Annotated in this window: 15 protein-coding genes; 1 reads left to right on the forward strand and 14 read right to left on the reverse strand. The window is 52.0% G+C overall.

The window, feature by feature from the left end; genetic code table 11:
* Window positions 1-137: 137 nt before the first annotated feature.
* The 9 genes from dnaB to KNP71_RS13535 all read right to left on the reverse strand — a co-directional run bounded on the left by dnaB (window position 138) and on the right by KNP71_RS13535 (window position 7,712).
* The gene (dnaB, locus tag KNP71_RS13495; RefSeq protein WP_021067865.1) at window positions 138-1,490 is read right to left on the reverse strand and encodes a replicative DNA helicase; all 1,353 of its coding nucleotides are present in this window, start codon (window positions 1,488-1,490) and stop codon (window positions 138-140) included.
* Between the two features lie 18 nt (window positions 1,491-1,508).
* On the reverse strand, window positions 1,509-1,952 hold the full coding sequence (rplI, locus tag KNP71_RS13500) for a 50S ribosomal protein L9 (RefSeq protein ID WP_021067864.1): 444 nt from the start codon (window positions 1,950-1,952) through the stop codon (window positions 1,509-1,511).
* On the reverse strand, window positions 1,949-3,940 hold the full coding sequence (locus KNP71_RS13505) for a DHH family phosphoesterase (protein ID WP_021067863.1): 1,992 nt from the start codon (window positions 3,938-3,940) through the stop codon (window positions 1,949-1,951). Before KNP71_RS13505 ends, rplI begins: the two co-directional genes overlap by 4 nt.
* A 150-nt stretch (window positions 3,941-4,090) precedes the next feature.
* Window positions 4,091-4,321 (reverse strand): 30S ribosomal protein S18, encoded by a 231-nt coding sequence (rpsR, locus tag KNP71_RS13510; protein ID WP_015880232.1) that lies wholly within the window; start codon window positions 4,319-4,321, stop codon window positions 4,091-4,093.
* 41 nt (window positions 4,322-4,362) lie between these two features.
* A complete protein-coding gene (ssb, locus tag KNP71_RS13515) occupies window positions 4,363-4,872 on the reverse strand; it encodes a single-stranded DNA-binding protein (protein ID WP_021067862.1) in 510 nt (169 codons plus the stop codon).
* A gap of 37 nt (window positions 4,873-4,909) precedes the next feature.
* Window positions 4,910-5,197, reverse strand: a complete 288-nt coding sequence (gene rpsF, locus KNP71_RS13520) for a 30S ribosomal protein S6 (RefSeq protein ID WP_021067861.1) — start codon at window positions 5,195-5,197, stop codon at window positions 4,910-4,912.
* A gap of 130 nt (window positions 5,198-5,327) precedes the next feature.
* The gene (gene ychF / locus KNP71_RS13525) at window positions 5,328-6,428 is read right to left on the reverse strand and encodes a redox-regulated ATPase YchF (protein WP_029596437.1); all 1,101 of its coding nucleotides are present in this window, start codon (window positions 6,426-6,428) and stop codon (window positions 5,328-5,330) included.
* A gap of 152 nt (window positions 6,429-6,580) precedes the next feature.
* Entirely contained in the window at window positions 6,581-6,784 is a 204-nt protein-coding gene (locus tag KNP71_RS13530; RefSeq protein WP_016509068.1) for a DUF951 domain-containing protein, read from the reverse strand.
* Window positions 6,774-7,712, reverse strand: a complete 939-nt coding sequence (locus KNP71_RS13535) for a mechanosensitive ion channel family protein (protein ID WP_021067859.1) — start codon at window positions 7,710-7,712, stop codon at window positions 6,774-6,776. The genes KNP71_RS13530 and KNP71_RS13535 overlap by 11 nt, the downstream gene beginning before the upstream one ends.
* A gap of 169 nt (window positions 7,713-7,881) precedes the next feature.
* On the opposite strand from KNP71_RS13535, the gene yyaC reads away from it, so the two are divergent.
* A complete protein-coding gene (yyaC, locus tag KNP71_RS13540) occupies window positions 7,882-8,508 on the forward strand; it encodes a spore protease YyaC (protein ID WP_021067858.1) in 627 nt (208 codons plus the stop codon).
* On the opposite strand, the gene KNP71_RS13545 is transcribed toward yyaC, so the two are convergent.
* From KNP71_RS13545 to mnmE, 5 genes are all read right to left on the reverse strand, one after another.
* Window positions 8,481-9,263: a ParB/RepB/Spo0J family partition protein gene (locus tag KNP71_RS13545; protein WP_029596439.1), complete on the reverse strand. Its 783-nt coding sequence runs from the start codon at window positions 9,261-9,263 to the stop codon at window positions 8,481-8,483. The two genes, yyaC and KNP71_RS13545, sit on opposite strands and share 28 nt — an antisense overlap.
* Window positions 9,264-9,312: 49 nt before the next feature.
* On the reverse strand, window positions 9,313-10,191 hold the full coding sequence (noc, locus tag KNP71_RS13550; protein ID WP_021067856.1) for a nucleoid occlusion protein: 879 nt from the start codon (window positions 10,189-10,191) through the stop codon (window positions 9,313-9,315).
* 79 nt (window positions 10,192-10,270) lie between these two features.
* The gene (rsmG, locus tag KNP71_RS13555) at window positions 10,271-10,987 is read right to left on the reverse strand and encodes a 16S rRNA (guanine(527)-N(7))-methyltransferase RsmG (protein WP_021067855.1); all 717 of its coding nucleotides are present in this window, start codon (window positions 10,985-10,987) and stop codon (window positions 10,271-10,273) included.
* A gap of 4 nt (window positions 10,988-10,991) precedes the next feature.
* Entirely contained in the window at window positions 10,992-12,878 is a 1,887-nt protein-coding gene (mnmG, locus tag KNP71_RS13560; RefSeq protein WP_214830900.1) for a tRNA uridine-5-carboxymethylaminomethyl(34) synthesis enzyme MnmG, read from the reverse strand.
* A 15-nt stretch (window positions 12,879-12,893) separates the two neighbouring features.
* On the reverse strand, window positions 12,894-14,273 hold the full coding sequence (gene mnmE / locus KNP71_RS13565) for a tRNA uridine-5-carboxymethylaminomethyl(34) synthesis GTPase MnmE (protein ID WP_021067853.1): 1,380 nt from the start codon (window positions 14,271-14,273) through the stop codon (window positions 12,894-12,896).
* Between the last annotated feature and the right edge of the window lie 160 nt (window positions 14,274-14,433).

Raw genomic sequence — 14,433 nt, forward strand, 5'->3', positions numbered from 1 at the left:
AGTTGTAACCTTTCGTTCGTTATTGACGTGTCATTTCTCGTTCAATGATGGAATTCTTCAAAATCAAGATACGTTTAGGTCTAAAGACCGACCAAAAAGGCGACGTCATGAGACGTCGCCTGGCAGAATCATTCGTCCTACATCGGTGGCGCAAAGGCTTGCGTCTCCATGTTGACGAACTTGTTATATTCTTTTCGGAACGAGAGTTTGACCGTCCCCGTCGGACCGTTACGCTGCTTGGCGATGATGATCTCGATCGTGTTGGCGTCTTCACTCTCTTTGTCGTAATAGTCATCCCGGTACAAGAACGCGACGATATCGGCATCTTGCTCAATCGCCCCGGATTCCCGGATATCCGACATCATCGGCCGCTTGTCTTGACGGCTCTCAACACCACGTGAGAGCTGTGACAAGGCGATGACCGGCACTTGAAGCTCACGCGCGATTGCTTTGAGCGTACGCGAGATTTCCGAGACTTCTTGTTGCCGGTTCTCGCCCGGCTTGCCGTTCCCGACGATGAGCTGCAAGTAGTCAATCATGATCATGCCGAGGCCGTGCTCTTGTTTCAAGCGGCGGCACTTCGCCCGAATCTCGTTGACGCGAAGACCCGGCGTATCATCGATATAGATACCGGCTTGTGACAGCGACGACATCGCGAGCGAGAGTCGCCCCCAGTCCTCGGCCTCGAGCCGTCCCGTCCGTAGACGCTGGGCATCGATATTGCCTTCCGCACAGAGCATCCGCATGACGAGCTGCTCGGCACCCATCTCCAAACTGAAGATGGCGACGTTCTCGCCGGTACGGACGGCCACGTTTTGCGAGATGTTCAAGGCGAAGGCCGTCTTCCCGACGGAAGGACGGGCCGCGACGATGATGAGGTCGTTGCGTTGGAAACCGGCCGTCATCTTGTCGAGATCGCTGAACCCGGTCGCGATACCGGTGATTTCGCCGCTCGATTGGTGCAGTTTTTCAATCGTCGAGTAGGCGTCCGATAAGACCGATCCGATCGGATGGAAGCTTGACTGCCCTTTACGTTGCGAGACTTTTAAAATGTTCCGCTCGGCGTCTGACAGGACGGCATCGACCTCATCTTGGCGTTCATAGCCGTCCGAGACGATATTCGTCGCAGTCCGAATCAAGCGGCGAAGCGCCGCCTTTTGGTCGACGACGTTCAAATAATAACCGATGTTGCCGATGGCTGGAACCGCTTCGGCGATTTCCGCCAAATAGTTCAACCCACCGATTTCATCGAGAATGCCTTGGGCTTGAAGCTCCGAACTGAGCGTGACCAAATCGACGAGTTCGCCGCGGTCGTTAATCTTCAGCATCGCCTCAAAAATCCGTTGATGGCTGACACGATAAAAGTCGTCCGGGTCGACCCGTTCCGAGGCCGTAATCAGCCGATCAGAATCGAGGATGACGGCCCCAAGGACAGCTTGTTCCGCTTCGACGCTATGTGGCGGGGTGTTGACTTGAATCGCATCACTCATACGTTGTCTACCTCACCTTCACGCTTCTTGAACATGAACGTTTAACGAAGCCGTGACGTCATGATGCAACTTCACCGGCACTTTCGTGAACCCGAGCGCTTTGATTGGGTGTTCAAGCTCGATTTTACGCTTGTCAATCTTGTAGCCCATTCCTTTCAACGCCTCACCGATTTGTTTGCTCGTGACCGATCCGAAGACGCGACCGCCTTCACCTGACTTCGTCTTGACGACGATCGTCTCTTTTTCGAGCTTGTCCTTCAACTGTTGGGCTTGCTTCAATTCTTCTTCGGCCGCTTCTTCAGCGCGTCGCTCTTTCGCGGCGAACGCCTTCAAGTTACCCGGTGTCGCTTCGACCGCCAAGTTCTTTTTAAAGAGTACGTTCTTCGCGTAAGCGTCCGCGACGTCTTTGACGTCACCAGCTTTACCTTGACCTTTAACATCTACTTTTAAAATGACTTTCATTCAGAATCCTCTCCCTCTGTTTCATCTGTCATATAATGATCAATCGCTTCTTGTAATAACGTCTTCGCCTGTTCCCGGCTCACGTTCAATTGCGTCGCCGCATTCGTCAAATGGCCGCCTCCGTCCAGCATCTCCATGATGACTTGGACGTTGACGTCGCCGAGCGAACGAGCACTGATGCCGGTCCGGCCGTCTGGCAAGATGGCGATGACGAACGACGCTTTAACACCCTCCATATTGAGGAGTTGATCAGCGGATTGGGCAATCAACACTTGATGATGCACTTCATCATCCGAAGCGACGGCGATCGCCATACCATCGGAATAAATATCCGTGTTTTCGAGTATATGGGACTGTTCGATATACGATTCAAGGTCTTGACGCATGAAGTGTTGGACAAGCACGGTGTCTGCCCCTTGAATCCGAAGGAAGGAAGCGGCGTCGAACGTCCGCGATCCCGTCCGCAGAGTAAATCCTTTCGTGTCGACCACCATACCTGCGAGGAGCGACGTCGCCTCTAAAATCGATAGCTTGCGCGTCCCGGCCTGATACTCGATCAACTCCGTCACGAGTTCGCACGTCGATGACGCGTACGGCTCCATATAGACGAGGACCGGATCCTCGATGAACTCTTCGCCGCGGCGATGGTGATCGATAACGACGACCCGTTCCGCCCGGTCCAAAATGTCCCGTGAGATGACGAGCGACGGTCGGTGCGTATCGACGACGACGAGGAGCGTCTGTTCGTCGATGAGCGGTTGAGCCTCGAACTCTGTCAAAAAACGGCTATATAGGTCTTCGTCGTTTTCGACTTCATTGACGAGACGTTGGATGCCGACACTCGTCTCGCCGGCTGGGATGACGACGTACGCCTCGCGACCGACAAATTCAGCCAGTTTCATGATGCCAATCGAAGCCCCAAGTGAATCCATATCGGGGTTTTTATGCCCCATAATCAGGACACGGCTCGACTCGCGAATCAAATCGCGCATCGAGTTCGAGATGACGCGGGCTCGAACCCGGGTCCGTTTCTCGGTCGGGTTCGTCTTGCCGCCGAAAAAGCGGACTTTCCCGTTATGACGCTTGACGACGACCTGGTCACCGCCGCGTCCGAGCCCTAAATCGAGACTCGATTGCGACAAGTTGCCGAGTTCCGTCAACGTCGTCTCTCCGCAACCAATCCCGATGGAGAGTGTGAGCGGAATCTTATGCTCTTTCGTCGCCTCGCGGACCTCATCGAGAATCGAGAAGCGGTTGTTCTCGAGTTCAGAGAGCGTCCGTTCGTTCATGACGAGAAAGAAGCGGTCGGCTGCCGTCCGGCGCATATAGATATGGTATTTTTGAGCCCATTGGTTCAAGAGGACGGTCACACGTCGATTGATTTCACTCCGGACCTGTTCATCCACAGCGGTCGACATCTCGTCATAGTTGTCTAAGTATAAGACGCCGATTACCGTCTGTGTTTCCGAGTATTTTTGTTCAATCTCTGCCTCGTCCGTCATATCGAACAAGTAAAGTGTCTGATACTCCCTATTGTAGAGGACCCGATAAACGCGGTCTCCGACTTCGATGGTCGCCTCGTCCTCTTCTTCCTCAATCAATTCGGTGAACGCCGAGTGAATCGAGTCAATCGAGATTCCGAGTTCCATCTCGAGCTCAAAGATGAGTCGAGACTGTTCATTGAACCAGCTGATGCGACGAGCTTCGTCAAAGACGAGAATCCCGATCGGCATGCCGGTGAGCGCTTCTTTCCCAACATCTTCAATCCGATGCGACAAGGAATGAACGTATTGTTCCCATGCCTTGCGCTCTCGTCGAATCGTCACTTGCTGATAGATGAAAAAAATCAGCGTGCCCACGAACAGGGTGATTGCCGCCACAATGCTGTAGAACGCCAATCCTAACGCGACCAACATTCCAATCACATATGGAACGGCGTGACGCGCGTACTGGTTCTTCACTGATGTTATTGCTTCACCACTGTGCATGTGTGCCTCCTAAAATGAGTGGTGTTCCACCCATGATGTCTAAATGGTTTCTGCTCTATCATACCATATCCGCCCGTTTCACTTACACTCCTACATCGGCTCAGAAAACAAAAAACGACCTATCCCGAGGGATAAGCCGTGTGTCAAAAATTACTCTGCAACGTATGGAAGCAAAGCCATTTGACGTGAGCGCTTGATAGCGACAGTAAGTGGACGTTGGTATTTCGCTGAAGTACCAGTCACACGACGTGGAAGAATTTTACCACGCTCCGAAACGAAGCGTTTGAGCAATTCTACGTCTTTATAATCGATATGGGTGATGTTGTTCGACGTAAAGAAACATACTTTACGACGACGACGACCTCCTGGACGACGTGCCATGTGAAGACCTCCTTTTTAGTTTAGTTTTCGAATCGACGCGATCAAAATGGCAGATCGTCATCCGATAAGTCGATTTTTCCGCCACCCGAGAACGGGTCAGCTTCAAAACCTTTGTTTGAGTTCGAGGACTGAGATGAAGTCGAAGAAGCGGCTGCGCCCCATCCTGACCCACTTGACTCACCACCACCGAAGACATCTCCAGCCGGTGCTGTATCACGTTGCCCTGAGGCACCGCGTGGTTCAAGGAAGCGTACGCTATCGGCTACGACTTCTGCCCGGTAACGACGTTGGCCATCTTGACCTTCGTAACTACTGATTTGAAGGCGACCGTCTACGCCGGCCATGCTGCCTTTTTTCAAATATTGTGCCACGTTCTCTGCTTGTTTGCGCCAAACGACACAATCAATAAAGTCCGCCTCGCGCTTCCCATCTTGTCCAGTGAATGGACGATCGCAAGCGAGAGTAAAGCGAGTTACGGCAATCCCGCTCTGCGTGTAACGCATTTCTGGATCGCGTGTCAATCGACCAACTAACACAACTCGGTTAATCATCTCAAAGCTCCCCTTTCGCAATATGAAGCGTTAAGAATTAACGCTCGTCTTTAGTTGTCATTTGACGGACAACGTCATCAGAGATCTTCATGAGACGCTCTGTTTCTTGAATCGCTTTAGGCTCAGCAGTGATGTTGAGAAGAACGTAGTGTCCTTCGCGCATCTTGTTGATTTCGTAAGCGAGACGACGTTTACCCATGTCTGTTGTTTTATCAACAGTACCACCGTTTTCAGTGATGACGTTGTTGAAGCGTTCGATTAAAGCTTTCTTAGCTTCCTCATCAACTGATGGACGGATAATGTAAAGAAGTTCGTATTTACGCATTATCTTTCACCTCCTCTTGGACTAACGGCTCCTACCGGTTGTAGGAGCAAGGAGCAAACAAATGTTTTACTCACGTCATAATATACTATCAAACTTCTGTTCGTTTTACAATACGTTTCCGTAAAATGGCTTAAACGTTGAAACGGAACGTGACGACGTCGCCATCTTGGAAGACATATTCTTTTCCTTCTGAGCGAAGTTTCCCTTGTTCTTTGACCGTCGTCATATTGCCGGCAGCTGACAAGTCTTCATACGAGACGACTTCTGCCCGGATGAATCCACGCTCGAAGTCCGAGTGGATGACGCCCGCACATTGTGGGGCTTTCATGCCTTGCTTGAACGTCCAGGCGCGTACTTCTTTCTCACCGGCCGTGAAGTAAGTCGCGAGACCGAGCGTCGAGTAAGCGGCACGAATCAATTGATCGAGACCTGATTCTTCGATGCCGAGGTCTTGCAAGAACTCAAGGCGCTCTTCTGGTTCGAGCTCTGAGATTTCTTCTTCGATGCGGGCACAGATGACGATTACTTTCGCCTCTTCTGTCGCCGCGTGTTCACGAACTGCTTGGACGTATGGGTTTTGATCGGCATCCGCCACTTCGTCTTCACTGACGTTCGCGACGTAAAGCATCGGCTTCATCGTGAGCAATTGGAAGTGTTTGACGATCGCAAGCTGGTCTTCTGTCAACTCGGCAACGCGAGCCGGGCGCTCCGATTCGAGGACGGCTTGAACGATTTCAAGTGCCTCGAGTTCTTGAGGTGCACCCTTATCTTTCGACTTGACCATTTTTTGAACGCGCGTGATGCGTTTCTCGACCAACTCAAGGTCGGCCAAAATCAATTCGAGGTTGATGGTCGTGATGTCATCAATCGGTGAGACTTTTCCTGCTACGTGCGTGATGTTGTCGTCTTCAAAGCAACGGACGACTTGGCAAATCGCGTCGACTTCACGGATGTTGGCGAGGAATTTGTTTCCAAGACCTTCTCCTTTTGACGCACCTTTCACGATTCCGGCGATATCTGTAAACTCAAATGCGGTCGGTACGGTCTTCTTCGGTTTGACGAGTTCTGTCAACCGATCGAGACGTGCGTCCGGCACTTCGACGACCCCAACGTTCGGGTCGATTGTCGCGAACGGATAGTTGGCTGCTTCTACACCGGCTTGCGTGATGGCGTTAAATAATGTCGATTTCCCGACGTTCGGTAATCCGACGATTCCTGCTGTTAATCCCACTTGTATGTCCTCCTCATCCGGCTTTCCCGGGAAATGTTGATCCGTCTGTGGAGTGGGTACGTTCAGTACACCACACCGTCACATCCTTCACAATTATAGTTAGTCCTCGATTAAACCGCAACTCACGGTTGCAACATAGAGAAGAACGCCACTTATTCAGCGGCGTTCTCTTGTTTAAGCACTTTTTTCAATCGCTTATCAAAGTCGCGACGCGGCATGAGCACGCTCGCCCCGCATCCTTGACACTTGATGCGAATATCCATTCCGACCCGAGTCACCTGCCAGCGGTTCGTCTGACACGCATGCGGTTTCTTCATTTCTACAAAATCGTTCAACTCATACGATTTAGCCTGCATTTTCCGGCGCTCCTTTAGTCGTTGTGGTTGGCGGCATCATGACGGTACGCGGATACGGGATTTCGATTCCGCGCTCATCTAGCCCGGCCTTCAACTCTTTATGCAAAATCCGACCGGCCGCGAAGTGTTGTGTCGGCGGAACTTCGGCCATGAGACGATAGACGACTTCCGACGGTCCGAGCGACTGCACACCAGCGAGCGTAATTGGTTCGATGAACAAGTCGTGATACTTCTCCTCGACCGTATGGGCGATTTCTTTCAACGCCTTCTCAACTTTAGCCATGTCTTCTTCATACGCGACACCTATATCGACGACTGCGACGCTGTTCTCGAGTGAGTAGTTCGTCACTTGCATGATTTGTCCGTTCGGGATGATCGTCACTTGTCCGTTCAACCCTTTCAACTTCGTCGTCCGAATCCCGACTTCGATGACGGTACCGTCGACTTGTTGATTTAAATTGACGTAATCCCCGTTCTTATACTGGTTCTCGAAGATGATGAACGCACCTGTGATGACGTCCTTCACCAAGTTTTGCGCACCGAACGAGATGGCCAGACCGGCAACCCCGGCCGATGCGATTAAACCGGCGATATTGACGCCAAACTGCCCGAGCACCGTCAAAATCATGATCAGGCCGAGCACATAGCGAATCGTGTTTTGGGCCAATTTCGATAGCGTCTCATTTTGCCGTTGCGTCACAATATCGTGCTCTTTAATTTTACGCAGTGCGAACACGCGTTGGACCATCGACGTCAAAATACGTGACGCCACATAAAGTGCCAAGATGATGAGTGCGACACCGGTCAATTTGATACCGAGACCGATCCACATCTCCGTGTCTTGGAAATAGGCGACGAACCGATTGACACTATCCATCGTTTCGTCGGCTACCGTGCTTAAGTTTGTATCTGTATTTTGTGAAGCCATGTTGTCACCTCTAGCGTTATAGATTCTAACCCATCAAACCATAATTAACGACTTTTCTCAAACCCTACATCCGGACGTTATAAGTTTTGGTGTTCCGGGAATGGGATAATACGGTTTCATTCCGCAATTGCAACTAGACGCAGGCAGCTTAGAAGAGAGGATGAGATTCATGCCGTTTCGCCTAAAACCTCATAAACCATACTCTTTCTTCATCGAACATACCGAACGGAGTGGATCCAAGCTCTTTGCCGATCAACTGCATGATCAGTTGGCAAAGGAGACGCATCGTCCGATTGTCCTCGTTTGTATCGGCTCCGACCGTTCCACCGGTGACTCGCTCGGACCGCTCGTCGGCACGTTCCTTGAGGAGCGCTTTGTCCGCAATATCCATGTGTACGGCACGTTGACAAAACCGGTCCATGCGCTGAACCTTGTCGAGACGCTCCATGAGATTCAGACACGGTTCCATCGCCCCCTCATCATCGCCATCGACGCTTGCCTCGGTCGCTTGTCGAGTGTCGGTTATATCTTCTTCTCAGAAGGACCGCTCGCCCCCGGTGCCGGTGTTCAAAAAGAACTCCCTTCGGTCGGCGAATACAATATTAAAGCCGTCGTCAACGTAAGTGGCTTCATGGAAATGATGATTTTGCAAAACACGCGCCTCCACCTCGTCTATGAGCTGGCCCGTTTCATCACCGACGGGTTCGTCGAGTTCGACTCACGCATCGGGCGGCTCCATCAAGAAGAGGCGGCCATCACCCGACTTCGTCAGTCTCGTGACGAATCGAAATCTTGAGGCGATAACAACGTCAATAGATGTTCCAAATCGTCTTGCGAGAAATACTTCAGCTCGAGGACGCCCCCTTTTCGACGCGGGCGAATCGATACATCCATTTGAAGACGTTCCGCTAGCACCGCCTCGACGGCTTCCACGTCGGCGTCCGAGCGTTTGAGCGTCTTTTTTTCAATGCGCTCCTTTTGTAAATAGCGCTCGAGTCGGCGGACCGTCCATTGCTCGGCGATGACGCGACGGGCAATCTGTTCCATCGCCTGAACCGATTTCATGCCGGTGATGGCCCGGGCGTGGCCCATCGTCAACTCACCGACCATGACCGCATGCTGGACCGCGCTCGGTAACCGAAGCAGTCTCAAGCTGTTCGTCACATGGCTCCGACTCTTGCCGACGCGTTCGGCCAGTTGTTGCTGGGTCAATCCGAGCGTTTGCATCAACTGTTCGTAGGCGAGCGCCTCTTCGATCGCGTTCAAGTCGGCACGTTGAATATTCTCAATCAAGGCGAGTTCCATGACGCGGTCCGAGTCGGCCGTGACAATCAACGCCGGGATATCCGTCTTGCCGGCCAATTGAGCAGCCTGAAACCGGCGCTCGCCGGCGATGATTTCATAAAACCCACTCGCTTTACGGACGACGATTGGTTGCAACACCCCATAACGTTCAATCGATTGCCTGAGCTCGTCTAGCTTTTCTGGTTCGAACTGCTTACGGGGCTGGTTCGGGTTGGGACGAATGTGTTTAATCGGTAACCGTTCCATCATGATTCCTCCATTCCTTCTGACTGATAGCTATAAAAAAAGCACAGGCTCACTTTTGTGGCCGTGCTTTCGGGATTCGAATTCGAATTTCAACAAATTCGTCTTCTTCGACTTCCTCGGTCTGGACTTCAATCCCGGTCTTTCCGATCAAACTGACCGAGTCCCGGATCGTATTGAGGGCGATTCGCGTGTCACGTGCGAAACTTTTCGTCCGACGGCGTTGCTTTTTCGGTTTCCGCTTCTCTTCTTCAATCGGTGTCGTCAAGAAGGCGACGCGTTCTTCCGTCTCTTTGACGTTAAAGTCCTGCTCTATAATCTCCATGAGCACTTGGAGCTGGAGTCCTTCCTCTTTGAGCGGCAAGAGCGCCCGAGCGTGACGTTCATTGATTTGGCGGTCGCGCAAACATTGCTTGACGTCGTTCGGCAATTTCAACAAGCGTAGTTTATTGGCAATCGTCGACTGGCTCTTGCCGAGACTCTTCGCGAGCGCGTCTTGTGTCAGACCTTTCATGGCGAGCAGACGATCGTACGCCTCCGCTTCTTCAATCGGACTGAGCTGTTCGCGCTGCAAGTTCTCAATCAATGCCAGAGCGGCAGTCGTATCGTCATCCATCTCCCGGACGATGGCCGGAATGACCGACCAGCCGAGCGATTTAACGGCGCGGAAGCGGCGTTCCCCAGCGATAATCTCGTAGCGTCCCTCTTCTGCTTTTCGGACGACGATTGGCTGCAGGAGACCATGTTCATCGATTGTGACAGCGAGCTCTTCGATTTTAGCCGGCTCGAATACTTTACGCGGTTGATAACGGTTCGGGAGAAGCAACGATAACGCGATGTCTTGAACTGCGTCATTCGGTTTGACTTCTGCGATTTCTGTAACCGCCACTTCTGGACGACTTCCGAACAGTTTAGCAAATGTTTTCTTCAACGTCGGCACCCCTCTATGTAAAAAATAAGCAGATTCCACTACCGGAATCTGCTTTTAGTTTCACGTGAAACACTATTGCTCAGATTAGCGGCTCTTTCGCTGGGGTACCCGCTTTACGTGGATATTTCCCAGGCGTTTTTCGTAATTTATCTACAATTACGATATTACGCTCACTCATCTCTCCTGGCAATAGGAACTGGTGTGTCGTTTTTACTTTCCCACCGAGCACGGCCAAGGCGTTTTTCGCATCGACCAGCTCGTCGGAAACCTTCGCTGCTTTGAGCGCTACGAACGTTCCGCCGACTTTTGCGAGCGGTAAACAGTACTCGGCGAGCACCGTCATCCGGGCAACCGCACGGGCGGTTACGACATCAAATTGCTCACGAAATTTTTTATTTTTTCCAAACTCTTCGGCGCGTCCGTGATGGAATGCCACACCTTCTAACCCGAGCGCGAGCGCGAGTTCGTTCAAGAATGTGATCCGCTTGTTAAGCGAGTCGATAATCGTCACGTGAAGGTGCGGGAATAGAATTTTGAGCGGCAAACTCGGGAATCCAGCCCCGGCACCGACATCACATACGGTATCCACGTTTGCGAAGTCGAAATGGAACGCCGCACTGAGCGAGTCATAGAAATGCTTCAAATACACTTCTTCCTTGTCCGTGATCGCCGTCAAATTCATCTTCTCATTCCACTCGACGAGCATCTCGAAATACAGTTCGAACTGAGCGAGTTGTTTCTCGCTCAATTCAAACCCTTCTGCCTGCAGCGCCTCAATAAATTGGGATTGGTTCATCGTTTCACTCCACTGTCGCGTATTGTCCTTGCTCGATATAGACAAGAAGAATCGAAACGTCCGCCGGGTTTACCCCGGAAATACGTGACGCTTGTCCAATCGAGAGCGGACGAACTTGTTTTAGTTTTTGTTTCGCTTCCGTCGCAAGACCACCGATTGCATCGTAATCGAGTTTCTCCGGAATCCGTTTTTCTTCCATCCGACGCATCTTCTCGACTTGCTCAAGCTGCTTCGAGATGTAGCCTTCGTATTTCACTTGAATCTCGACTTGCTCCGCCACTTCAAACGGCACTTCGATCGGTGCCGGTGCAAAGCGCATGAGCGTCGCGTACGTCACTTCTGGCCGCTTCAACAAAATGCTGGCATGCGTCGCTTCTTTGAGCGGGTTCGCGCCAACTTCTTCGAGCACGGCGTTCACGTCAGCGGACGGTTTGATGACGAGTCCGTTGAGACGCTTCACTTCTGCCGCGATGGCGACTCGTTTGTCTTCAAGGTGGGCATGACGCTCTGGTGACAATAGACCGACCTCGTGACCGATGTCGCTCAAACGAAGGTCCGCATTGTCGTGGCGCAAAAGCAAGCGATACTCGGCGCGGGATGTGAGCAGGCGGTATGGCTCGTTCGTCCCTTTCGTCACGAGATCATCAATCAAGACGCCGATATACGCCTGTGAGCGGTCCAAGATGACCGGCTCTTTGCCGAGCACTTGGCATGCGGCGTTGATTCCGGCCATGATGCCTTGTCCGGCCGCTTCTTCATAGCCGCTTGTCCCATTGATTTGACCTGCCGTGAACAATCCGCCAACCGTCTTCGTCTCGAGTGTCGGCCAAAGTTGCGTCGGTACGACCGCATCGTACTCAATCGCGTATCCAGGGCGCATCATCTCTGAGTTCTCAAGCCCCGGAATCGTCCGGAGCATTTGATGCTGAACGTCTTCCGGCATACTCGTCGAGAAGCCTTGCACGTAAATTTCTTCCGTGTCACGACCTTCTGGCTCGAGGAAGATTTGGTGACGCGGTTTATCGTTGAACCGGACGACTTTATCTTCAATCGATGGGCAGTAACGTGGGCCCGTCCCTTTGATGGCACCTGAGTACATTGGCGAACGATGCAAGTTCTCATCAATCAATTGGTGCGTCCGCTCGCTCGTATACGTGAGCCAGCACGGGATTTGCTCAATCGGGTCGAGGTCCGTCGACGTGTACGAGAAGAGCGACGGATTGTCGTCCCCTGGTTGAATCTCCGTCTTCGAGTAATCGATCGTCTTCCCGTCGATGCGTGGCGGTGTCCCCGTCTTGAAACGGACGAGTTCGAGCCCGAGCTCTTCTAAATGCTTCGACAATTCGACCGAAGGCATCTGGTTGTTCGGACCGCTCTCATACGACAATTCGCCGATGATGATTTGACCGCGCATGAACGTACCGGTCGTGACGATGACCGCTTTCGAGCGGTACTCCGAACCAGTATTCGTGACGACGCCGGCGACTTTCCCATCTTCGATGAGAAGTCGTTCGACGAGCGCTTGACGAAGCAATAGGTTCGGTTCGTCTTCAAGCACTTTCTTCATATGATTTTGGTATTGGAATTTGTCCGCTTGCGCCCGTAATGCGCGCACTGCTGGACCTTTTGATGTGTTGAGCATCTTCATTTGAATGTACGTCGCATCGATCGCCTTCGCCATTTCGCCGCCAAGGGCATCGATTTCGCGAACGACGATCCCTTTCGCGGGACCACCGATCGATGGGTTGCAGTACATGAATCCGACCATATCCGGATTCATCGTGAGCATCGCCGTTTTCGCGCCCATGCGCGCCGAAGCCAGTGCGGCCTCGATTCCCGCATGACCGGCTCCGATGACGATGACATCAAACTCGCCTGCCGTGTAAGCCATAGTTGTTCCTCCTTATTATTTCCCAAGACAAAACTGTGAAAAGAGTTGATCAATCAAACTTTCTTGAACGGTGTCCCCGTTGATTTCGCCGAGCGTATCCCACGCCCGCCGTAAATCGATTTGGACCATATCAATCGGCAAATTCATGGCGGCGCTTCCGAGCGCCTCATCGATTTGTTCGATCGTCCGTTTGATGAGCTGAATGTGTCGTGCGTTCGAGATATATGTCATATCCTGTGATTCGACGCCTTTAGCGAAGAACAAGTTCGAGATCGCCTTCTCCAATGCATCGATTCCCTCTTCTAATAAGAGAGACGTCGCCACGATCGGGCGACCTGCCGCTAGTTTCTCCAGCTTAGAAGAATCCATACTTTGTGGCAAGTCCGTCTTATTGATGATGATGATCGCATTCATACCAGCAATCGCCTCAAATAAGGCCTCATCCTCGACAGTCAGACCTTCATGCCCGTTCAAGACGAGCAAAATCAAGTCAGCCCCGGCGAGCGCCTTGCGCGATTTCTCGACACCGATCCGCTCGACGATATCTTCCGTCTCCCGAATTCCTGCCGTATCAATCAATTTGAGCGGAACGCCTTTGACGTTCACATACTCTTCAATCGTATCGCGCGTCGTTCCGGCGATTTCCGTGACGATCGCTTTCGTCTCTTGTACGAGCGTGTTCATGAGCGATGATTTGCCGACGTTCGGTCGACCGATAATCGCTGTCGCGAGCCCTTCTCGTAAAATCTTGCCTTGTCGCGCCGTCTCGAGCAGTTGCTCGAGCACACGCTTCACTTCGCCCGCCTTGTCTTCGACGATGGCCTGGGTCATCTCTTCGGCGTCGTATTCCGGATAGTCGATATTGACCTCGACCGCCGCAATCGTCTCAAGCAACAGTTGACGCAACTCGCGGACGAGCCGTGACAAGCGTCCTTCCATTTGTGACATGGCGACGTTCATGGCCCGATCCGTTTTGGCACGAATCAAATCCATGACGGCCTCGGCTTGCGACAAATCAATCCGTCCATTCAAAAAGGCGCGTTTCGTGAACTCGCCCGGTTCTGCCAAGCGGATGTCCGGTTGTTCAAGAATCAGTTCGAGGACACGATTGACCGCGACGATTCCTCCATGGCAATTGATTTCAACGACGTCTTCTCGCGTGAACGTCTTCGGTGCGCGCATGATGCTCACCATGACTTCATCGACGACCTCGTCCGTGCCAGGACGTTTCAATTTTCCGTAATGGATCGTATGTGACTCCACTTTCGTCAAATCCTTTCCAGAAAACACACGGCCCACCGTCTCGACGGCGCGGTCACCGGACAAGCGGACGATTCCGATTGCCCCTTCACCCATCGGCGTCGAAATCGCCGTAATCGTGTCAAACTCTAGCATCATCTTTCCCTCCCATACTTCTTACTACTTCCTCTATCTTATGCATAACGCACCTACTATACACGATATTTGTCTCGAACGAAAGAGTCCGACCTCTCGAGCAACGGTTGCATTTCAGTGAATTACTTTAGTACAATAAAGGAATATATTTCCATGGAGG

Origin of the sequence: Exiguobacterium sp. s56, assembly GCF_018618255.1 — a bacterium.
GTDB lineage: Bacteria > Bacillota > Bacilli > Exiguobacteriales > Exiguobacteriaceae > Exiguobacterium > Exiguobacterium chiriqhucha.